Here is a 21,162-nt window from a genome sequence, read left to right on the forward strand (position 1 = left end):
GCGCTTGCTACCGGGGAGTCATATTACTGAACCGTAACCTACCGGCTGCTACCCGAGGTAACCGAACCACCGCTACGGTCCTGACAGATCGTCTAAGAGCGGTGCGGGCTGCGGTGGGCGACCGCGGTCGCGTGCCGCTCGGTCGTCACGGCCCGTACCCCACCGGGCCGTCCGCCACCCGAGCCGCAGACGAAGGCTCGGCCTCCCCCTTCCCGGAGGTCCGCCATGCCCACCCCCACCCGCCTGCTGGCCGCAGCCGTCACCGCGGCCGCCTGCCTCGGCGTCACCGCCGTACCCGCCGACGCCACAGTGCAGTCGGACGCCGTGGTCTCGCGCGGCGTCACCATCCCCACGTTCTACAACCCGCCCGCCACGCTCCCGGCGGCCGACGGCGCCCTGGTCCGCTCCGAACCACTGCCCCTCGCGCTGAGCCTGCCGGGCGTCGACGGACCGCTGCCCGGCACCGCGACCCGGCTGATGTACAAGTCCACGGACTCCGCCGGCCGGCCCATGGCGGTCACCGGCGCCTACATCGAGCCGTCGGCCCGCTGGAAGGGCAGTGGAGCACGGCCGCTGGTCGCCGTGGCGCCCGGCACCATGGGCCAGGGCGACCAGTGCTCGGCCTCCCTCGGCCTGGAACACCCGCTCCTGGTCAACGGCCAGACGCTGTCCGTCGGTTACGAGGACCTGGCGATCTACCGTCTCCTCGCGCGGGGCATCGCCGTCGTCGTCACGGACTACACGGGGCTGGGCTCGACGGACCGGCTGCACACCTACGTCAACCGGGTCGACGAGGCACACGCCGTCCTGGACGCCGTCCGCGCGGCCCGTGCCCTCGACGGTACGTCGCTCACGTCCGCCTCCCGGGTGGCGCTGTTCGGCTACAGCCAGGGCGGCGGGGCCACGGCGGCCGCCGCCGAACTGCAGCCCTCCTACGCCCCCGACGTCACCCTCGCCGGAACCTACACGGGGGCCCCGCCCGCCGACCTGGTCTCCGTCACCAGGGCCATCGACGGCAGCGATCTGGCCGGAGCGCTGGGCTGGGCGGTGAACGGGTTCCTGGAGTCCGACCCCGCCCTCGAGCCGATCGCCGACGCGCACCTCAACGCGGCCGGCCGCGCCGCGCTCAAGGACCTGTCGACGATGTGCGTCGGCGACGCCCTCCTCGCCTACAACTCGGCGCGCAGCACCGCCTGGACGACGGACGGGCGGTCCATCGGCGACGTCGTCCAGTCGGAGCCGGCGCTGAAGGCGTTCCTGGCCGACCAGCGCATCGGCGCCCTCGAACCGACGTCTCCGGTGCGGCTGGCGACCGGCACCGCCGACGATCTGGTGCCGCACGCGCAGGCGCGCTCGCTCGCCGCGGCCTGGTGCGCCAAGGGCGCCGACGTCACGTACAAGCCGGTGATCCTGCCGAGCGTCGGCCGGGCCCTGATCAACCACTTCACGCCGTTGCTCGTCGACCAGGGCCACGCGATCTCCTGGCTCACCGACCGGCTCAACGCTCGCCCCGCCCACTCCAACTGCGCCGCCCTCCCCCTCCTGCCCTGACCCGCCGAGCCGGGCGGCGCCGCGCTTAGGCTGGCTCCATGACCGAGATCGAGGTGGTGGAGCTGCTGGTGTCGGCGTCGCACCGGTTCGCGGGGCGGCCCGCGTCCGGGCCGTCGGACGGCCCGGACGACGAGCTCGTGCGGGAGGTTCAGGTCCGTCGCGGTCTCGGGCTGGTCGGCGACCGCTACTTCGGCCGCCCGGCCCACCGGGACGCGTCGGTGACCCTCATGGCCGCGGAGAACCTCCCGCGGCACATCGACGCGGCCGTCGGTCTCCGGCAGACGCGCCGGAACGTCCTGCTGCGGGGCGTCGACATCGACGCCTACGTCGGCTCGACCGTCGTCCTCGACGGCGCGGCCGGTCCCGTGGCGTTCGCCGTGAACCGCCCTGCGCGCCCCTGCGCGTGGATGGACGTCACCGTCGGCCCCGGCGCCCAGCGCGCCCTGCGCGGCAAAGGCGGCGTGCGGTGTACCCCGTTGTCGGACGGTGTGCTCGTCCTGGGCCGGGCTACGTTCGAGGTCGTCGACGCGTCTGCCGTCCGGGCCTGAGGCCGGCAGGGGCGGGACGCCTCATCGTGCGTCGGTCAGGCCCAGTCGGGCGACGATCCGTTTGCCCACGGGCGCCCGTACGACCTCGAATTCCTCGGCCACGGCCCGCACGATCTCCAGGCCGTGCTGGCCGACCCGGGTCGGATCCGGTGCGCGGGGTGCCGGCAGCACCGGATCGCTGTCCCAGACGGCGATCTCCACCGTGCCCCCGGTGACCCGCAGTTGCAGCAGGGCCGGCCCGGGCGCGTGTCTGAGCGCGTTGGTGACCAGCTCGCTCACCACGAGCTGGGACAGGTCCACGGCCCCCACCGGGACGGGCGGGCCACCCGGGCGCCGCACGCGGGTGAGGAAGTCGCCCGTGAGCTGCCGCGCCCGGGCGATACAACCGTCCTTGCCGTCCAGTGCCACCGTCGTCTCGGCAGGGGTCCCGTCGGACGCGGAGAAACCCTGGTCGGGCGGGACACCTGCCATCCGGACCGCCTTCACTACCCCGTTCATATCCGCGCGACTACCCGAGAACCCACCCCCTACGCCCCAGGCGCACCACTCACACGCCGCGCTCGGCGCGCCGACGCGAATCCGGCCGGCACGGCTGGGGGGTTCACCTTCTGTCGTGGACGTCTGTAACGCTTTTCGCGCCTCATTCCAAGAACAGGTGTAGTGCGTGTGACGAACCCGGTGGAAGGAGACGCCTGTGGCTGGCGCGGAACGGTTACCGAGTGGGCCCGCCGCGGCGGTGCGCGACCCGGAGCTCTTCGAGGAGTTCTACCGGCGCCACGTGGACGCGGTGCTGCGCTTCGTGGCGCGCCGGGTCGACGACCCGCACACCGCGGCCGACCTGACGGCGGAGATCTTCCTGACCGTCCTGCGCTCGGCCCACTCCTACCGGCCGCACCTCGGCAGTGAGACGGCCTGGCTGTTCGGCATCGCCCGCAATGTGGTGTCGTCGGAGCGTCGCCGGGTCGCGCGGGAGGCGGAGCGCGATCTGCGTTTCTCCGGGCGGAGGCTGCTGGAGGCCGACGACATCGTCCGTATCGAGGACAGACTCGACGCGGAGAGCCCGGGGCGGCGCGCCCTGGCCGCGCTGGCACGGCTCCCCGAGGGCGAGCGGGCCGTCATGGAGCTGATCGCGGTGGACCAGCTGACGATCACCGAGGCGGCGGCCGCGCTGGGCATACGCCAGGTCACGGCCCGCGTACGACTGCACCGGGCGCGCAAGACGCTGCGCAAGGAGGCGGACGTCGAGGCCACGGAGGCGAACCCGGTGCCCGCAGGAACGAGCTCCACGCCGGCCACGACGCCGGACGCATCGACGCTGTCCATCGCAAGGGGGGAAGCATGAGCACGAGGCCGACGTTCGAGGACCGGCTCCTGGACGAGCTCAAGAAGGAGATCGAGCTGCGCGAGGCCGGGGCGTGCCGGACCGAACCGACCGAGGTCGGAGCGGGCCGGGGCCGGACGAGGGCTTCCGTGCGCTCTCTGCTCGCTCCTCGCCGGATCGCCTTCGTCGCGGCGGCCTGCGCGATGGCCTGGCTCGGCGTGGCAGTCGTACCCGGCTCGTCGGCCGGCTCGTCGGCCGACACGGCGGCGTTCGCGGCGGAGCTGCACGGCGACGGCACGGTCGAGCTCACCGTCAAGGACCAGGCCATCGGGATCGACGCCCAGCGCGAACTGGCGAGGAAGGTGCGTCCTTGGGGCATCGAGGTGACGATTGATGTGCTGGCTCCCGGCTATGTCTGCGAGCGCAGCAGGTTCACCCCGTTCCCGGTGATCGACAGGCGAACCGGGAACGTGGTCCCCGGCATCGCGATCAAGGCCAGTTGGGACTTCACCTTGCGCCGGGGCAATGTGCTGGCCTTCGAGAACATGAAAGGCATGTCGCGGCCGCGCGCGGTCGAGCTCTACACGAGCAAGAACGAGGCCAAGCCCTGCGTTCCGCTGAAGCTCACGCTGCCCGACGAGTAGGGACTGTCCCGGCTCACGGCACACCTCAGCGAACACTTCACCGCACACCTCACCTCACCTCACCTCACCGAACACCTCGCCGCACAGAACCCGGTCTTCCCATGGAACCCCCGCTCGTCATCCGTCCATCCCCGGAGCCGTCACCCTCCGTGATCGCCCGGTCACCCGCGTCGCGCCTGGGCTGGCTCGACGCGTTGCGCGGCATCGCCGCACTCGTCGTGGTGCTCGACCACTCGTCGGCGGTGTTCCTGCCGGAGTTCCGGCAGGAAGTGATGCCGCAGTTCAACCTCGGCCGGTACGGCATCATGGTGTTCTTCCTGGTGAGCGGCTACATCATCCCCGCGTCGCTGGAGCGCCGGAGCTGTGTCCGGTCCTTCTGGATCGGACGGGTCTTCCGCATGTACCCGCTGTGGGCGGCGGCCGTCACCGGGTTCCTCGTCCTGAATCTGCTGGGCATCGCCGAGCTGCGCGACGGCCTGGGCCGACAGAGCCTCACCGCCGTGGCCGTCGCCCATCTCACCCTGCTCCAAGAGCTGCTGGGGACGCCGAGCGTCCTGCTCGTCCTGTGGACGCTCTCCTACGAGATGGCCTTCTATCTGCTGGTCGTCGCCCTCTTCACGGTCGGTCGGCACCAGCGGTCGGCGACGGTCGCCGTCGCCCTCGCCGGGTTCGCCGCCGTGAGCGCGACAGCGGGGGTCACCCTGCCGGCCTCGGCGCTCTCCTCAGCGGTCGGCACCGGCCCGCTGATCGCACTCGCCTCGGTCGCCATGGTGCTCGCCGTGTGCTGGGCGAGCGCCGGGTCACCCGCGCTACGGGTGGCCGGCGGGGTGCTGGGCGGGGCGTCGGCGCTCGTCCTGGTCGTTTTCAACGGCACGGTGCCCATGTGGGAGGGGCTGGTGATCCTCTCCGTGATGTTCCTCGGCACCGCCGTCCACCGGGCCGAGCACGGCCGGAGCAGTTGGCGGCGCGCGGCCGCCACCGCCGCCGTGGTGCTCGCGTGCGCCGTGGTGAGTGCGTACGGCCAGGGCGACGACGCCCACTTCACCCGGCGCGGCTGGATCCTGGCGTTCCTGCTGGCCGCGCTCACCTTCGGCGTGGGGCTGGCCGCGCGCCACCGGCGCGTACCGCGCGAGCTGACCGGTCTGGGAACGATCAGCTACTCGGTCTATCTGCTGCATCCCGTGCTGCTGGCGGTGACCGACGGCACGATCGGCCGGTGGCGGCAGGACAGTCCGGCGCTCGAGCTGGCGTTCTTCGCCGTGCTGCTGCCTTTGTGCGTACTGACCCACCGTTACATCGAAGTGCCGGGCCAGGCATGGGGCCGCAGGTTGGCACGACGTCGTCGGCCGGACTCGCGCAGAGCCGCTCAGCCGATGTGATAGCTGTCGCCGTACACCTTCCAGTCCAGGGGCGGGTCGAGGTCGAGGTTGCCCTTGCGCAGGAACACTCGCTGGGCCGTGTCGACGCGACTGGTGTCGCTGTGCGCCTCTTCCTGTTTCATGGCCCAGACCCGGGCGTCGAGGAAGGCGTTCAGATACGCCGTCTCGTCGCCGCCCTGGGCCGGCGGCTTCGCCTTGGTCAGCGCGCGCCGCCGGATGTTGCGGAAACTGGTGGAGTCGGAGCCGTCGCCGTGCATGACGATGGCGTCGTAGTAGGCGAACTGGCCCAGGACGCGCAGTCCGTCCGTCTTGCCCTGCTGGACGGCCGGGTTGAAGTAGACGCGGTCGCGTTCGTCGTTCTGGGCCTGCTGGAACGCCGTGTCCTGGGCGGCCTTGCGCCAGTCCTTCGGGTAGTTCGGGTCGAGGCCGGTGTGCGAGTCGGTGCCGTTGACGGCGCGCAGGGCGGGCAGGTACTTGGCGAGGACATTGCCGGGCTTGCGGTCGGTGTAGAGCTGTACGAGGTCGAGCATGTCGCCGGTGCCGGAGCAGAAACCGATGATGCCTGCGGTGTAGCCGCGGCCGTCGCCGATGTCCTCGATGTACCGGTACTGGGCCTTCCAGTCGAGCGAGGAGTTCTCCGCGCTCGACACCAGCTTCATGGCGATCTCCTTCTTCGCCGGGTCGTCGAGGCCCTTGGCTGCGGGGGCCGCGGTCGCCGGGTGGGCGTCGAGGAGGGGGGCTGCCACCAGGGCGCCGGCGAGGGCGAGGAAGAAGCGGCGGGAGGTGGGAGCGGGGGCGGGGCCGTCGATCGGCCGGGACATGTGCACCACAGTGGCTCCAGGTGAGGAGTGGGGGTGGGGTGGCTCTGCGCTGCAACTGACAGGAAGGTTTCCTATCAGAGCCCGGCGACAGAAGTAACCCATCGAAGCCATGTTCGTGCGATCGAACAAACTGACCCGCCGTCACGCGGGCCGCGCGTCAGAGCAGTCGGACCATGACGGAGATCAGGAACCCGGTGAGGCCGATGTGAAAGATGACCATGCAGACCCACTGCGACACCGACATGCGCCAGGACGCCGCGTTGAGGATCTCCCACTCACTCACCGCGAAGGCGGCCAGCACGAGGGCGAGCACCTCCCACACCACGTACCACCAGCCCGAGGGGGTCGCCCCCGTCGTACCGTCCAACGCGGCCGGAATGCGGGTCGCGCGACCCAGCAGGAAGAGGCCGAAAAGAAGCTTGTGCCAGCCATGACGGACCGCCGGTGCGGTGGTCGCCGCGTGAGTGGCGGGTGTGGATCCTGTAGACATTCGCACATTTGATCACCCTCCCGCGATGGAAGCCACCGTTCCGGTCGCCGAGCAGCCGCCTGCCCCGCGTCGCCCCCCCTTCCTGTGCGATCCCTTTACGCAAGTGTCATGGCCCTGTAACTTCCGTTCGCAAGTTCGCAAGTCCTTTCAGGAAGTTGCCGGTTTTTCTTTCAGGGCGACTCCCTGCCTTCGCTGCCCGCACCGGGAGAGGCCATGAGCCGCGCACCGAAGACGTCCCGTAGACGCACCCCGCCACGTCCGCTCGCTGTCGCCATGGCGACGGCCGGACTGTTCGGACTCCTCACGGGGCCGTCCGATTCCGATCCCGTCCCCCTGCAGCCGACCGCCGCCGCATCGAACACGGCGACCGTCTTCTACTACACGAAGACGAAGAACTGGTCCGCCACCTACCTCCACTACGCCCCCGACGGCGGCTCCTGGACCACCGTCCCCGGTGTGCGGATGGAAGCTGCCTGTACCGACTGGGTGAAGCAGAGCGTCGACCTCGGCTCGGCCGCGGGGCTGCAGGCCACGTTCAACAACGGCAGCGGCACCTGGGACAACAACGGCGGCAACAACTACGCCCTGGGCACGGGGACGGTCACCGTCAAGGACGGGGTGATCGCCCACAGCGACCCGTGCGCCGACACCGGCTCGGGGTCGGGGTCGGGGTCGGGGTCGGGCAACCAGGCGACCGTCTACTACTCCACGGCCGCCACCGGGTGGACCACCGCCAACATCCACTACGCCCCGGCCGGCGGGTCCTGGACGGCCGTCCCCGGGGTCGGCATGGAGAGCGCCTGCACCGGCTGGTGGAAGCGGACGCTGGACATCGGCACGGCCACGTCCCTCAAGGCCGCCTTCAACAACGGCAACGGGGTCTGGGACAACAACAACAGCGCCGACTACACGATCCCGCTGGGCGCCACGACCGTGAAGGACCGCACGGTCACCTCCGGCGCCGCGAACCCCTGCGCGACCCAGGCCCCCGACACGGAACCTCCGACGGCTCCCGCCAAGGTCACGGCGAGCGCCACCGGCACGTCGGTGGTGGTGAGCTGGGACGCGGCCACCGACAACAAGGGGGTGACCAAGTATCAGGTCACGCGGACCGGCGGCGCCTCGGGAACGGTGGTCACGGATGTCGGCTCCACGGTCCTCTCCGAGTCGGGGCTGGAGGAGAAGACCGCCTACACGTACACGGTGAAGGCTCTCGACGCGGCCGGGAACACCTCGCCCGCCTCCGCCGCGGTGACGGCGACGACGGGTGAGCGCGCCCCGGCCCCGGCGCCCGGCGCCCCGCTGGGCACCGACCCGCGCAAGGACCCCATCTACTTCGTGCTCACCGCCCGCTTCTACGACGGCGACACGTCGAACGACCGCGGCGGCAGCCAGCACGTCAAGTCCGGGAACGCGGCCGGCAACGACCCCATGTTCCGCGGCGACTTCAAGGGCCTGGTCGACAAGCTTGACTACATCAAGGCCCTCGGCTTCTCTGCGGTCTGGATCACACCCGTGGTCCTCAACCGCTCGGACTACGACTACCACGGCTATCACGGCTACGACTTCTACAGGGTCGACCCGCGGCTGGAGTCCGCCGGCGCCTCCTACCAGGACCTGATCAACGCGGCCCACGCCAAGGGCATGAAGATCTACCAGGACGTCGTCTACAACCACAGCTCGCGCTGGGGCGCCAAGGGCCTGTTCACCCCGACCGTGTACGGGGTCCGGGACACGCAGTGGAGCTGGTACTACGACGAGAAGGCCGAGGGCTTCGAGTACGACGGCCTGACCGTGGAGCCGAAGTCGGGGAAGTCGTACTACAACGGCGACCTGTGGTCGACGGCCGAGCCGACCGGCAACACCTGCCTGAACTGGGGCAAGCCCACCGGAGGCAAGAGCGCCGAGGGCTACACCCTCTACAACTGCCAGTGGCCGAGCCCCACTTCGGGCATGTTCCCGAAGGCGTACTACCACCAGTGCTGGATCGGCAACTGGGAGGGCGAGGACTCCCGGTCCTGCTGGCTGCACGAGGACCTGGCGGACTTCGACACCGAGTCGACGCCCGTGCAGAACTACCTGATCGGCGCCTACGACAAGTACATCGACATGGGCGTCGACGGCTTCCGGATCGACACGGCCGTCCACATCCCGCGCGTCACCTGGAACCGCCGTTTCCTGCCTGCCATCTACGACCGGGTCACCCAGAAGTTCGGCGCGGACGCGGCACGGAACTTCTTCGTCTTCGGAGAGGTCGGCGCCTTCGTCAACGACAAATGGAACCGCGGGTCCGTGAACCACTCGGCGCAGTTCTTCACCTGGAAGGAGCGCAAGGAGTACAGCGCCGACGACGAGAAGGCGGCCATCGAGCAGTTCACCTACGAGAACGACCTCGGCACCGGCAATCAGCCGACGTCGGCCAATGCCTTCCTGAGCGGCAACAGCTACCACACGCCCGACCGCAGTCTGTTCTCCGGCATGAACATCATCGACATGCGGATGCACATGAACTTCGGTGACGCGCAGAACGCCTTCAGCAACGGCAAGGATTCTGACGACAGCGTCAACGACGCGACCTACAACGTGGTCTATGTGGACAGTCACGACTACGGCCCGAACAAGTCGAGCACGCGCTACAGCGGGGGCACCGACGCCTGGGCCGAGAACATGGCGCTGATGTGGACCTTCCGCGGCATTCCGACGCTGTACTACGGCTCGGAGATCGAGTTCCAGAAGGGCAAGCAGATCGACTGCGGGCCGACCTGCCCGCTGGCGTCCACCGGGCGCGCGTACTTCGGTGACCACCTGGCCGGTTCCGTCACGGCCTCGGACTTCGGCACGGTCGCGAGCGCGAGCGGGACGATCGCCACGACCCTCGCCCAGCCGCTGGTCAAACACCTCCAGCGGCTGGGCCAGATTCGCCGGGCGGTGCCGGCGCTGCAGATGGGCCAGTACTCGACCGACGGGATCAGCGGCCAGATGGCGTTCAAGCGCCGCTACACCAGCGGGAGCACGGACAGTTTCGCGCTGGTCACGGTCACCGGTGCGGCGAGCTTCACCGGCATCCCGAACGGCACGTACACGGACGCCGTCACCGGCGATGTGAAGACCGTCTCGAACGGCTCCCTGTCGGTGGCCGCACCCGGCAAGGGAAATCTGCGGGTGTACGTGCTGAACGGGCCCGGAAAGGTCGGCGCCGACGGGCCCTATCTGAAATAGCATCGAATACGGCCGCCCGTCTATCCGAGAGTGCACGGCTTTTTGACTGGCAGTGCACTCCCGTTTTCACACCTGCGACGGGCATTCTGGCGTGATCACATCGCGTGTTTCCGATCACCGTTGACGCCTCGTCGGCCGGCGGCTCTACTCGATTCCGGTTCAGCGTCACTTCCTTTGCGATGGAGGTATTCCATGAAGATGTTCGGGGCACTGAAAAGGAAGATCGTCGGCGAGAAGAGCCTCAAGGCGTACGCCTGGTACCTCTGGTACTGAGCCGCCGTTGAGTAGGTGAGAAAACGCGTGCGCCCGCCGTCGCCGGTGACGGAGACGCGGGCGCACGCCACCTAAGGTCCGTCGCTTCGATGTGGAGACACCATGCCGTCGTCGCCCTCCCTCACCCAGCGTCGCAGGGTCGAATTCGCCCCGCGGATCCGTTCCCTGCTGGACGATCACCTCGGGGACGAGGTGTTCCGGCTCGATCCCGGCACGGTGGGCGTCGGCTCCGCCGGACTCATCGAGCAGGTCATGGCGACCCGGCCGGCGAACGACTTCGAACGGCCCACCTTCAAGCCCCTGCTCGGCCGGGCGATCCCACGGACCGAGGCCTCGGCCTTGATGCGGGCCGTGGGCCAGGACGTGCGTGCGGCGCTCGCGCAATCCACCGATCTGTCCACCGACCTCTCCGGGACCTGGCCGCGGGTGGCGCACACCTATCTGCGGGACACCGTCTTCGGGCGTGACCCGCGCCGGCTCAAGGTGCTCGTCGACCGGCGGCTGGAGTGGACGCCCAAGCTGACGTGGACGGTCATCGGCGTGGGGGCCGCGCTGCCGGGGCGCGGCGGGGCGCTCGCGCGGACCTCGCGGCTCGGCGCGTGCACGGCCGAGGCTCCGACGTACGGAGAACGGCGGCACGCCATGGGCATGTACCGCCGGGCCGCGGCTCCGGTGTGCTTCACGGTCGCGGCGCTGGTCGCGAACGCGCTGTGGCTCGGGGCTCCCTTCGCGCCCGGCACGCCGAACCGGCACATCATCCACGAGTCGCTGCGGCTGTTGCCGGTGTCCTGGAACGTGTTGCGGGTCGCCTCCCCCGAGTTCACCGCCCTCGACGAGCGCATCGGCGCCAAGGACGATGTCCTGATGCTGCCGCTGCTGTCCCACCGGGACCCCGCGCTGTGGGACGACCCGCATGCCTTCCGCCCCGAGCGGTGGCACGACCTCGACCCGGACACCGCTCCCGGATACCTCCCCTTCGGGCATGCGAGCGAACGCTGCTGGGGACGGCACATGGTGCTGCCGCTGGCCGAGCGGCTGCTCGACATCGCCCGGCACAACGGACTCGCCCCCGACCCCCGGCAGACGGCGGCCAGTGTTCCGCTGGCCGGCCTGATGGGTGTGGTCGACGTCCGCATGCTCTCCAGGTAGCGAAAAACAGGGGGAGTTGACGGGCCGGGTGGTTCAGGGGGTGCCCGGGGCGTCGCCGCGCCAGTCGAACCGGCGGTCGGCGGTGCCGCGCCGCTCGTACAGGGCGTGGCCGCCGGGCCCGTAGCGGCCTATCTCCGTGGTCAGCGCCACCTCGCGCAGCTCGTGGTCGGAGCGGTCCGTGATGTCCAGCAGCAGCCCGTCCAGCGGGCCGCCCACCAGGTGCGCGTACCGGCGGTCCGGGCGGGGGCCGGCGTCGTCGTGATCGGCGCCGTAGACCCGGCCCCGCAAGAACTCAACCTCGTCCATGACCAGCAGCTTGTCATCCACCACTGACAATGGCCCGGCGCCCTCGCGCTGCGGCCTCCGGCGGCGTTCTTCGGCCAAGCCGGTGGCGCAAACGTGGTGTCGGAGGGCATGTCCCGACTCAGCGGGTATCCACCCCTTACACGTCGTTGTGTGAGGGGTGGGGGGCCGGCCCTGATGGCACGCAGGCGGGAGCGGGCGCCCGCCGGGGAGTCGGCGTGGGCCAGGCGTCGGCGGTCCGTGCGTGAGCTGCGGGCCTCGGGCCGCGACGGGCCTCGATTACGCGAAGTGCTGCCGGCCCTCGCCACCCTGCTCGCCGTCGCGTGCGCCGCGGTCGCGGGACTCGCGCTGGTCTCCCGCACGTTCGGCGGCCGGGCCGGCGCGCTGCTCCTCGTGCCGCTCGCGGTCGTCGCCGTCGTCGTACGGCGTCGGTCCCGGCGGCCGGCCCGGCGGCGCGGTGGGTACTACACCGCCGAGGAGCTGGCCGAGTTGGACATGCCCGCGCTGGTGGTCGCGGTGGCCCGGATGCTCCGGCGGGACGGCTGGCGGGTGCTGCCGCCCCCTCGGCACGACACCCTTCACCTCGCCGCTCGTGACGGCCGGGGGCTGCTGCTCGACGTGGCGTTCCGTCCGGTGGCCGAGCCGCTGCCCGACGAGGAGTCGGCCTGCTCCTGCCGGGCCAGGATGCCGGCGCGGGGCCGGGCCGGTCCCCCGCTGCGACTCGTCGTGCACCGGGGCACGTTCACGCACCGGGACGAGGTGTGGGCCGCGCGCGAGGGCCGCATGTATCTGATCGACGGTCCCCGGCTTCGGCTGTGGGCCCGCGGCACGCCCCTGGCCCAGGTCGCGGGCGGAGTCGTCCCCACGCCTCGGCGTAGGTGAGGCCCGGCGACCTCGGCGGCCCGGCTCCACCGTCCGCGGACACGCGCCGCCGCCCGGGCCTGGTGAGACCCGGGCGGCGGTGTCAGGCGGTCTGCGGTCAGGGAGTGAGCTGCCAGCGCTGGATGTAGCCCGTGTCGATGGACGCACGGTCCTGGACGCGCAGCTTCCAGGTGCCGTTGACGGGTTGTGCGGAGGCGTCGACCGTGAAGGTCTGGTCGACGTTGTCGGCGGCGCCGCCGCTGCGGTTGAGCAGGGAGTAGACGGTGCCGTCGGGGCCGACGAGGTCGACGGTCAGGTCACCGCGGTAGGTGTGCACGATGTTGACGTAGACCGAGGTGGTGGCGGAGGCGTTGCCGTCGCGGCCCGCGATGGTGACCGGCGACTCCACGGCGGCGCCGTTGTCCGGGATGTCGACGCGGGTGGCGTTGGCGTAGATGTAGGCGATCCGCCAGGTGAAGGTGTCCGAGACGGACGCGCCGGTGCTGTCGGTGACCTTGAGGGTCACGTCGCTGCTGCCGAGGGTGGTCGGCGTGCCGGAGATCAGGCCCCTGGGGCTGATGCTCAGACCGTCGGGCAGCCCGGTCGCCTCGTAGGTCAGGCCGGCCCCGGTGTTGGTGGTGTAGGCGTCCACCTGCAGGCTGACGGCCTGGCCGATGCCGCTGGTCTGGTCGGCGATCGGGGCGACGTTGACGCCGAGGGCTATCCGGCTGCCCACGTTGATGCCGGCCCAGGCGTCGGCGACGGCGAGGTAGGTGGGGCTGTAGGCGCCGAAGAGGTCGGCCGCGGCCGACAGGGTGGCGGTGCGGGCGCTCGCGTAGTCGGTCGAGGAGGTCATGTACGTCGTCAGCGCCCGGTACCAGATGGCGGCGGCGTTCTCGATGCCGATGCCGGTGACGGCCTGGCCGTCGTAGGTCGGGCTGTCGTAGGCGACGCCGTTGACGGTCTTGGCGCCGCTGCCCTCGGAGAGCAGGTAGAAGAAGTGGTTCGCGGGACCCGAGGAGTAGTGGACGTCGAGGCCGCCCAGGCTCGGACTCCAGTTGTCGGCGGAGTCGCCGTCCTTGGAGGGCTTGTCCATGTAGCGCAGTGGGGTGCCGTCGCCGTTGATGTCGATCTTCTCGCCGACGAGGTAGTCGCCGGGGTCGGCGGTGAGGTTCGAGTGGAACTCGACGGCGGCGGCGAAGATGTCCGAGGTCGCCTCGTTCAGACCGCCGGACTCGCCCGAGTAGGTCAGGTTGGCGGTGGCGGCGGTGACGCCGTGGCTCATCTCGTGGGCGGCCACGTCGAGGGCGGTCAGCGGGTGGGTGTTGCCCGAGCCGTCGCCGTAGGTCATGCAGAAGCAGCTGTCCTGCCAGAAGGCGTTGACGTAGCTGCTGCCGTAGTGGGCGCGGCTGTAGGCGGCGACGCCGTCGTTGCGGATGCCGTTGCGGCCGTACACGTCCTTGTAGTAGTCCCAGGTGGCTGCGGCGCCGAAGGCCACGTCGACACCGGCGGTCTGGCGGTTGGACGGGGTGCCGTCGCCCCAGACATCGTTGTCGTCCGTGAAGAGGGTGCCGGTGCCGGAGGTGCCCTGGTTCAGGTCGTACGTCTTGTGTCCGGCGCGGCCGCCGTCGGTGAGCTGGTACGTCGATCCCGACAGGGTCGTGCCGAGGGGGACCGTGCCGGTGTACTGGCCGGTGCCGGTGCCGGTCTCCACCTGCTCGGCGGCGAGGAGCTGCTTGCCGGTGGTCGCGTCGGTGACCACCTGGAGTTCGCTCGGTGTGCCGTCCTGCTGGACGCCCCCGACGACCGTCTCCCAGGCCAGGACGGGCTTGCCGGCGCCGGCCCAGACCACGAGGCGGGGCGTGTTCGCGGTCGCGGAGCCCTTGACCTCGGCGCTCTTGGCGGCCGCGAGTGCCTTGCCGGTGGCGTTCGCGGCGGAGAGCTTCGGGGTGAGGGAGGGCACGGTGAGGGTCGCCCCGCTCGCCTTGGAGACGGTGGTGCGGCCGCTCTTGTGGTGGACGACCAGGTCGCCGCCGAGGACGGGCAGTCCGCCGTAGGTGCGCTCGTAGCGGGTGTGGGTGGCGCCGTCGGCGTCCTGGATGACGTCCCTCACCACGAGCTTCTCTTGGGCGCCGAGGGCGAGCTGCCGGGCCGTGGTGGCCGACGTGGTCTGCGCGCTCTTGATCAGCGAGGCGCGGCGGGCCGGTGACAGGGGCGTCGCGGCGGCGCCCGCGCGGGGCGTGGCGGTGATCCTGGACGGGCCCGGGTCGGCCGGAGCCGCACCGGCGGTGCCGGTGGGGGCGCCCAGGGCCAGCAGGGTCCCGATGGTCGTCAACGCGAGGGCGGTGGCGCGTCTGCGCCGGAGGGTGGGGCGGTGTCGCCGGGGCAACGGGTTCTCCTTCAGTGCGACGGTCGGCCGGTGATGGGGCCGAGGTGGGGCGGGCCGGCGGGGTGGGGCCGGTCCGGAGCGCTGCACGACAGGCGGGTGGAAGGAGGTGGGGGGTGAATGACAGGTGCGCCGCATGATGCGGGCGTGAAGGAATGGTGAACTTCGGCAGCAGAGTGGCACTCCGTGCACAGTTTTGTCATGGGAATGCCAAAACAACGGCTTGAATTGACCATGACCTTCTGGGGATTCGGTCTGCTCGGCGCATGTTTTCGGCCGGGGGGTGCACACCCGGCTCCCCGGCAGGACGAACCGCTTCCCTCGCCACAAGGCCTGTGCGACGGCCCGTTCGAGTGGTCGCGCCGCGCTCGTCGTCGTAGCGTCGGTAGAGAACCTCACCGGGGCGCGGCAAACCGGCGGGTCCCGGGTCGGGCGGGCGGGAGCGGAGATGCGACACACGACGAGAACAGCGGTCATGCTGTGTGCGGCGCTGGGCCTCACGGCGGCCGTCGGCTCGGCCTCGGCGGCACCGGCCGCGGCACCGCCCACGGTGCGCGAAGCCGCGGTGCAGAAGGCCACGGCTCCTGTACTGGTCGACTGCTTCTGGCACACACAGGTACGGCCGACGGGCTTCATCCTGGCGTGCGGCGACGGCAACAGTCGTCTCGTCTCACTGCACTGGAACAGCTGGGGCTCGCACTCGGCGCGGGCCACGGGGGTCAACGTCGTCAACGACTGCGACCCGTACTGCGCGGCGGGCACCTTCCATCCGTACGCCGTCGTGGTGAAGCTGGACCGGCCGCAGTCCTGGAAGAAGAACCCGCAGGTGCAGCACTACAGCCGGATCAGCCTGACCTACCCCGGGGCCAGGCCGGCGCAGTTCGCACGTGTCGTGACGTATCCGCTGTGGAACTGAGCCCTGGGCCGGCCGTCCTGCCCTGCCCGCCTGCCATGATCCACCGCGGCCGGGCCGGTCAGTCCAGCAGACCGGCCGCCACCGTCGCCCCCAGTTCCCACGCGGCCGCCACGTCCGCCTTGCCCGGTTCCCCGGTGACCGTGACCGGCTCGGCCGCGCGACGCCAGCCCAGGCCCGTGGTGATGGCCTCGATCCCGCGTACCGCGCCGGTGACGTCGTTGCCCCCGTGCACGTAGTAGCCGAAGGGCCGGCCGCGGGTCGTGTCGAGGCACGGGTAGTACACCTGGTCGAAGAAATGCTTGAGCGCGCCCGACATGTAGCCGAGGTTGGCCGGGGTGCCCAGCAGGTAGGCGTCGGCGGCCAGGACGTCGGAGGCGGTCGCGGCGAGAGCCGCCCGCCGTTCGACGCGGACGCCCTCGATCTCGGGCGCCGTCGCGCCCGAGACGACCGCTTCGAACAGCGCCTGGCAGTTGGGCGAGGGGGTGTGATGGACGATCAGCAAGGTGGCCACGGCACGGAACCCTGCCCGCTCCCCCGGCCCGGCCGCAAGCGGCGACGCGCGCGGCGCCGGCGTTCACCCCGGACCGGCCGGCGGGGTGACGGTCTCGATGGCGCCGTCCGGGAAGCGGATCTCCAGGGCGCCGTCGGCGACGCGGACGGCACGGGCTCCCGTCCGGGTGTCCGCCGGGAGAAGCGGGTCGGCGGTGAGGACCACCAGCGTCGCCAGGAGCAGCGTGCCGCCCGGGTGCGGTGTGGTGAGAACCGGGACGGCCGAGTCCTCGCCGTAGGCGTTGTGGCCGCGGGCCCGCGCCACCTCGGCGGTGGCGTCGTCCCAGCCGAGCAGGCCGACGAGGGCGGAGGTCAGGCCGTCGGCGCGGCGGGCCTGCGCCCAGGCCTCACCGGTCTGCGCGACGGGCGGAGCGTCGTCGCAGGCCACCGCCCAGCCGCCTTCGCGGACCGGCGTGCCGGCGGGTGCGGCGACGCGGTGCACCCGGACCTCCCACGGTCCGTGGACCACACTCACGGTGGTGAGGTGCGGGCGCTCGTCGCCGTCCGGGCCGAGCGGGGTGTGCCAGGACGCGGCGCGCCGGCCGGCCGCGTACAGCGGGTGGATGCGGCCGCGGCGGGACGGGCCGGTCGGCGTCAGCAGGGCGATGCGGTTGTCGGGTCCTGGCGGTTCGCCGGGGGGCGGGGTCTGGGGGGCGGTGGCGGAGGAGTAGGCGAAGCCCGTGTAGTGCGGGCTGTCGTCGGACGCGGCGGGCGGGGGCGGGAGCCGGTCGGCGCCGTGGTTGACGAGGCGGACGATCCCGTCGGCGGCCGTGGAGTGCAGCAGCCATCCCGGGGCGGGCAGGGCCAGGTGCCGGTCGGCGGTGTCGACGGGGGCCGCCTCCTCGCGTGCCGTCCACACGGGGTGGTCGGCGGGCAGGAGCAGACCGAGGAAGGCCTTGCTCGCCCAGTACGGGGACGCCGGTCCCGAGTACGGCTGGGTGACGGGAAGGTAGGACCGGTACCAGCCCAGCGTCAACAGGCCCTGCTCGTTCGGGACTTGGCGGTCGGTGAAGTGTTTCAGGGCGCCCGAGGCGAGGCGGCGGGTCCGGCCGGGTGACAGGGGGGTGGCGTCGGCGAGGACGCCCGCCCAGAGGGGGGCGGCGACGGCGTAACGGTAGGTGAGGGAGCGGCCCTGGTGGACGGGGGCGCCGTCGGAGCCGAAGAAGTACTGGTGGACGCCGAGGAACTCGCGCAGGCGGGCGCGGTGCACGGCGACCCGGGCGGGCTCCGCGCGGGGCCCGGCGACGCGGGCCCACAGGGCGGGGTAGAGGTGCAGGGCCCAGGCGTTGTAGTAGTCGAACTTGCGGCCGTCGCCGTCGGTGTACCAGCCACCGCCCCGGTACCAGTCGTCGAGGCGGTCCAGGCCCGCGTCGATCTCGGCGCGCTCGTGCGGACCGCCGACGGAGGCGAGAAACTCCTCGGTGATGACCTGGAACAGCCGCCAGTTGGAGTCGTTGGCGGTGGCGCCGACGAAACCGCCGAGCCAGGTGATCGCCATCTCCCTTGTTCTGTCGGACAGTTGGTCCCAGATCCAGGGGCGGGTCTCGTGCAGGGCGAGGGCGACGGAAGCCGCCTCGACCATGGGCTGGGAGCGGTCGGTGATGGGCGGCCAGTGCTCCGGATGGCGGGGGTCGACTCCGGCGGCGAGCCCGGCGGCGTAGCGTTCGACGAGGTCGTCTCCGACGGCGCCGTGCGAGCCCGCGATGCGGAAGGCGGCCAGCAGGAACGAGCGGGCGTAGCCCTCCAGTCCGTCCGACCAGGCGCCGGAGTGGCCGGTGCGGCCGGGCAGGCGGTACTGGGCGAGGCCGGGGGTGGCGTAGGGCCGCAGTGCGGCGAGCAGCCGGTCGGCGGTGGCCTCCCAGTGGGCGCGGGTGTATCCGGTGCGCGGGGACAGGTCGAGGTCGGGGGGCGGCAGTTGGCCGGCGTCGGCCGACAGGTGCGGCGCGGTCATACGGGGGCGGTTCCCTCCGTCGGTCAGTGGGCGCGCCCGGGCGGGGGCGCGGCGACGCTGTCGCGTACGACGATGTGGGTGCCGAGCAGATGGTGGGCGCCGGCGGCGTGTTCGGGGTCGCGCAGGGCGATGCGCACGGCGGCGCGGCCGAGTTCCTCGGCGGGCGTGCGGACGGTGGTGAGGGGCGGGTTGAAGTCCTCGGCGAGCGGAATGTCGTTGTAGCCGACGACGGACATGTCGTCGGGGACGCGCAGTCCGGCCTCGGCCAGGGCGCGCAGGGCGCCGGCCGCGACCATGTCGTCGCCTGCGAAGACGGCCGTGAACTCCGGGCGTTCCTTGAGGAGTTCGGTCATCGCGCGCAGCCCGGCGGCCCGTCCGAGTCCGCAGTCGACGACGTGGGCGGCGCTCGGCGGCAGTCCGTGCTCGGCGAGGGCGGCGCGGTAGCCGTTAACGCGCGCGTCCAGGGCGGTGTTCCCGGGCAGTCCGCCTAGGAAGACGATCCTGCGGTGGCCCGCCGACAGCAGATGTCCGGTGATGGCGCGGGCCCCGGCCTCGTTGTCGAACTCGACGACCAGCGCGGGGATGTCGGGGTCGGGGGCAGGCCGCCCGCACAGCACCAGGCGGGCGCCGGCGGAGTCCAGGGCCTGGGCGTAGTGGGCGACGCGTTCGCGGTAGGCGTCGTCCTCGACGACCCCGCCGACCAGGATCACCAGCCGGGCGCCCTCCTCCCGCATGAGTTGCACGAACTCCAGCTCGCGCTGCGGGTCGCCGCCGGTGGTGCCGACCAGGCAGAGCCGGCCGTGGACGGCGGCCTCCGCCTCGACGCCCTCGGCGACCTGGGCGTAGAAGGGGCTGGTGACCTGGCGCACGACGACGGCGACCGTCCTGCGGCCGCCGCCGACCAGGGCGCGGGCGTTGGCGTTGGCGACGTAGTCGAGGGCGCGGGCGGCGCGCAGGACCCGGGTGCGGGTGGCGGGCGGTACCGGATAGTTGCCGCTGAGCACGCGGGAGACCGTGGCCACGGACACGCCCGCCCGTTCGGCCACCTCACGGATGGTCACCCGCCCCTGTGTCGTCATGTCGCTCCGCGTTCCCCTCGCTCGTGTCCTCGTCCGCGTCCGCCGCCGCCGTCGCCTCAGGTGTTGGCGTGGTACTCCTCGGCGTACTCCCCGGCCATTCTGTCGCCGCCCCGGGAGCGCCACTTCTTCACCGCCTCGTCGTACTCCGACAGCGGGGCACGGCCGGCGACGACGGCGGTGATCGTGTCGTCCATCAAGGCCTTGAGAGTGGCGCCCTGGGAGGTCTCGGTGCCGGACTTCAGGCCGAAGGAGGCGTTGCGGATCGCGACCGGCGCCACCTTGCTCTGCCAGGTGTGCAGGGCTCGTACGGCAGCGGGCAGGCCCGGCAGGAACAGCACCTGAGGGCCGTCGGCCAGGAAACGGAACGGCAGGTTGGTGACGTTCTCCACCTCTCCGAGTTCGGTCGCCTGCGGGGAGCCGTCCTTGCCGCGGGTGAAGTGGACGCCCTCCACGCCGAAGTGGACGAGTTCCCACTCCTTGGTCCCGAAGGGGGCGGCGAGGTGGTCGAGGAGGCGCAGCAGCATCTGGATGCGTTCCTTCGACGCCTTCTTCAGGATCGTGTACCCGAAGGAGCGGCGGGCGGCGACGATGCCGCCGGGCGTGCCGTCGACGCTGTAGGGCAGGGCCGGCGCCGGGGTCAGCAGCCCTTCGGCGTCGAGGTAGCGGCTCTGGTAGGCGTTGAAGCCGTCCTGGAGGGAGGCGACGGTGCCGTTGAGGAAGAGGGTGCTGAGATCCACCGGGGAGATCGAGGTGGCGTCGGGGTGGTACGAGCCGTTCTTGCGCAGCTGGGCCTGGAAGGCGATCGCGGCCTTGTAACGGTCGTCGGTGTAGTGGGGGTGGAAGGTGCCGTTCTTGTCGACGGCCCAGGCGTTCGGGGCGTTGTGGGCGGCGGCGTGGACGGCGTTGCCGAAGAGGGAGCCGACGGAGGCGCCGAGCGCGTACCGCTTGCCGTGGGTGGCTTTCTTCGCCACGGCGGTGAAGTCGGTGGAGGTCCAGCCGTCCTTCATGCCGGCGTCGGTGAACAGGCCCTGGTTGAGCCAGAGGGTCGAGCCGGGCAGCGGGCGTTCGACGGGGACGCCGTAGAGCCGGCCGCCGATGCGGCCCATGTCGCGCCAGGCGTGGGTGGGGATGCCGGCCAGGTTGGGGTAGTCCCTGACGGCCGCGCCGGAGAGATACGGCGTCAGGTCCTCGGCCCTGCGCTGGACGAACTGGGCCTCGCGGGGCAGGGTGACCCCGCTGAAGACGTTGATGACGTCGGGCAGCGCGTCAGGGTCGCCGGCCATGACGGTGGCCATCTTCTTCTGGTAGTCGGCCTGCGGTACCACCGTGAACTCGATCTTCACGCCGAGGGCCTTCTCGACCGCCCGCCAGTACTGGTTCTGCGCGGCCGGCTTGGGCGGGGTGCCGAAGGTGACGGTCAGGACCCGCACGGTGGAGCCGTCGCCGGGCGTCCGGGCGACCGAGGTGACCAGGGAGGAGGGGTAGGACGTGAAGCCGGCCTGGACGCCGGCGTCGGTGGGGGCGAGGTCGGGGCGGGGTCCGGCGGGGGCAGCGTAGGCGGGCCAGGGGGCGAGCTTCTTGCCCGCGTTGGAGACGTCTGCGTCGTCCGAACCCGTGGAGCAGGCGGTGAGCAGACCGGGGACGGCGACGGCGGCACTCCCCGCGGCCACGGATCGCAGCAGCGAGCGTCGGGACATGCTGGGCATGACGGATGACCTTTCC

19 protein-coding genes are annotated in these 21,162 nt (G+C 71.5%); 10 read left to right on the top strand and 9 right to left on the bottom strand.

Annotated elements, in window-relative coordinates; all coding sequences use genetic code 11:
- The first annotated feature begins 225 nt into the window (after positions 1 to 225).
- Both ACZ5SK_RS07790 and ACZ5SK_RS07795 read left to right on the top strand, forming a co-directional pair.
- A complete protein-coding gene (locus ACZ5SK_RS07790) occupies positions 226 to 1,551 on the top strand; it encodes an alpha/beta fold hydrolase (protein ID WP_468575542.1) in 1,326 nt (441 codons plus the stop codon).
- Positions 1,552 to 1,589: 38 nt separating this feature from the next.
- Positions 1,590 to 2,099, top strand: coding sequence for a molybdenum cofactor biosysynthesis protein (locus tag ACZ5SK_RS07795; protein WP_468575543.1), 510 nt, complete (start codon positions 1,590 to 1,592; stop codon positions 2,097 to 2,099).
- A 21-nt stretch (positions 2,100 to 2,120) separates the two neighbouring features.
- On the opposite strand, the gene ACZ5SK_RS07800 is transcribed toward ACZ5SK_RS07795, so the two are convergent.
- On the bottom strand, positions 2,121 to 2,570 hold the full coding sequence (locus tag ACZ5SK_RS07800) for an ATP-binding protein (protein ID WP_334582202.1): 450 nt from the start codon (positions 2,568 to 2,570) through the stop codon (positions 2,121 to 2,123).
- Between the two features lie 223 nt (positions 2,571 to 2,793).
- Here ACZ5SK_RS07800 and ACZ5SK_RS07805 point away from each other — a divergent pair, with 223 nt between their 5' ends.
- From ACZ5SK_RS07805 to ACZ5SK_RS07815, 3 genes are all read left to right on the top strand, one after another.
- A complete protein-coding gene (locus ACZ5SK_RS07805) occupies positions 2,794 to 3,441 on the top strand; it encodes an RNA polymerase sigma factor (protein WP_334582203.1) in 648 nt (215 codons plus the stop codon).
- On the top strand, positions 3,438 to 4,064 hold the full coding sequence (locus ACZ5SK_RS07810) for a hypothetical protein (protein WP_468575545.1): 627 nt from the start codon (positions 3,438 to 3,440) through the stop codon (positions 4,062 to 4,064). Before ACZ5SK_RS07805 ends, ACZ5SK_RS07810 begins: the two co-directional genes overlap by 4 nt.
- Before the next feature lie 149 nt (positions 4,065 to 4,213).
- Positions 4,214 to 5,443, top strand: coding sequence for an acyltransferase family protein (locus ACZ5SK_RS07815; RefSeq protein ID WP_468575547.1), 1,230 nt, complete (start codon positions 4,214 to 4,216; stop codon positions 5,441 to 5,443).
- Here ACZ5SK_RS07815 and ACZ5SK_RS07820 read toward each other — a convergent pair.
- Together ACZ5SK_RS07820 and ACZ5SK_RS07825 are read right to left on the bottom strand one after the other, a co-directional pair.
- Complete coding sequence (locus ACZ5SK_RS07820; protein WP_334582206.1) at positions 5,431 to 6,264, bottom strand: chitosanase; 834 nt, start codon at positions 6,262 to 6,264, stop codon at positions 5,431 to 5,433. The two genes, ACZ5SK_RS07815 and ACZ5SK_RS07820, sit on opposite strands and share 13 nt — an antisense overlap.
- A gap of 157 nt (positions 6,265 to 6,421) precedes the next feature.
- Positions 6,422 to 6,754: a hypothetical protein gene (locus ACZ5SK_RS07825; protein ID WP_334582207.1), complete on the bottom strand. Its 333-nt coding sequence runs from the start codon at positions 6,752 to 6,754 to the stop codon at positions 6,422 to 6,424.
- Between the two features lie 213 nt (positions 6,755 to 6,967).
- Here ACZ5SK_RS07825 and ACZ5SK_RS07830 point away from each other — a divergent pair, with 213 nt between their 5' ends.
- From ACZ5SK_RS07830 to ACZ5SK_RS07840, 3 genes are all read left to right on the top strand, one after another.
- A complete protein-coding gene (locus tag ACZ5SK_RS07830; RefSeq protein ID WP_361702481.1) occupies positions 6,968 to 9,973 on the top strand; it encodes a carbohydrate binding domain-containing protein in 3,006 nt (1,001 codons plus the stop codon).
- 198 nt (positions 9,974 to 10,171) lie between these two features.
- Entirely contained in the window at positions 10,172 to 10,246 is a 75-nt protein-coding gene (locus tag ACZ5SK_RS07835; protein WP_443031380.1) for a tryptorubin family RiPP precursor, read from the top strand.
- Between the two features lie 102 nt (positions 10,247 to 10,348).
- The gene (locus tag ACZ5SK_RS07840) at positions 10,349 to 11,395 is read left to right on the top strand and encodes a cytochrome P450 (RefSeq protein ID WP_468158202.1); all 1,047 of its coding nucleotides are present in this window, start codon (positions 10,349 to 10,351) and stop codon (positions 11,393 to 11,395) included.
- Between the two features lie 33 nt (positions 11,396 to 11,428).
- Here ACZ5SK_RS07840 and ACZ5SK_RS07845 read toward each other — a convergent pair whose 3' ends face one another.
- Positions 11,429 to 11,701 (bottom strand): hypothetical protein, encoded by a 273-nt coding sequence (locus ACZ5SK_RS07845; RefSeq protein WP_079664549.1) that lies wholly within the window; start codon positions 11,699 to 11,701, stop codon positions 11,429 to 11,431.
- Positions 11,702 to 11,875: 174 nt separating this feature from the next.
- Between ACZ5SK_RS07845 and ACZ5SK_RS07850 the strand changes: the two genes are divergently transcribed.
- Positions 11,876 to 12,580, top strand: coding sequence for a hypothetical protein (locus tag ACZ5SK_RS07850; protein WP_334582210.1), 705 nt, complete (start codon positions 11,876 to 11,878; stop codon positions 12,578 to 12,580).
- A 97-nt stretch (positions 12,581 to 12,677) separates the two neighbouring features.
- On the opposite strand, the gene ACZ5SK_RS07855 is transcribed toward ACZ5SK_RS07850, so the two are convergent.
- Entirely contained in the window at positions 12,678 to 14,948 is a 2,271-nt protein-coding gene (locus tag ACZ5SK_RS07855) for a M4 family metallopeptidase (protein ID WP_468575551.1), read from the bottom strand.
- Positions 14,949 to 15,393: 445 nt separating this feature from the next.
- Here ACZ5SK_RS07855 and ACZ5SK_RS07860 point away from each other — a divergent pair, with 445 nt between their 5' ends.
- Positions 15,394 to 15,861, top strand: coding sequence for a hypothetical protein (locus ACZ5SK_RS07860; protein ID WP_334582212.1), 468 nt, complete (start codon positions 15,394 to 15,396; stop codon positions 15,859 to 15,861).
- A 58-nt stretch (positions 15,862 to 15,919) separates the two neighbouring features.
- Here ACZ5SK_RS07860 and ACZ5SK_RS07865 read toward each other — a convergent pair whose 3' ends face one another.
- From ACZ5SK_RS07865 to ACZ5SK_RS07880, 4 genes are all read right to left on the bottom strand, one after another.
- Positions 15,920 to 16,372, bottom strand: a complete 453-nt coding sequence (locus ACZ5SK_RS07865) for a flavodoxin family protein (RefSeq protein WP_334582213.1) — start codon at positions 16,370 to 16,372, stop codon at positions 15,920 to 15,922.
- 63 nt (positions 16,373 to 16,435) lie between these two features.
- On the bottom strand, positions 16,436 to 18,361 hold the full coding sequence (locus tag ACZ5SK_RS07870; protein ID WP_468575553.1) for a DUF2264 domain-containing protein: 1,926 nt from the start codon (positions 18,359 to 18,361) through the stop codon (positions 16,436 to 16,438).
- Between the two features lie 23 nt (positions 18,362 to 18,384).
- A complete protein-coding gene (locus tag ACZ5SK_RS07875) occupies positions 18,385 to 19,500 on the bottom strand; it encodes a LacI family DNA-binding transcriptional regulator (RefSeq protein ID WP_334583770.1) in 1,116 nt (371 codons plus the stop codon).
- Positions 19,497 to 21,146: an extracellular solute-binding protein gene (locus ACZ5SK_RS07880; RefSeq protein WP_334582215.1), complete on the bottom strand. Its 1,650-nt coding sequence runs from the start codon at positions 21,144 to 21,146 to the stop codon at positions 19,497 to 19,499. The genes ACZ5SK_RS07875 and ACZ5SK_RS07880 overlap by 4 nt, the downstream gene beginning before the upstream one ends.
- Between the last annotated feature and the right edge of the window lie 16 nt (positions 21,147 to 21,162).

Source organism: Streptomyces sp. NPDC031474, from assembly GCF_055581185.1.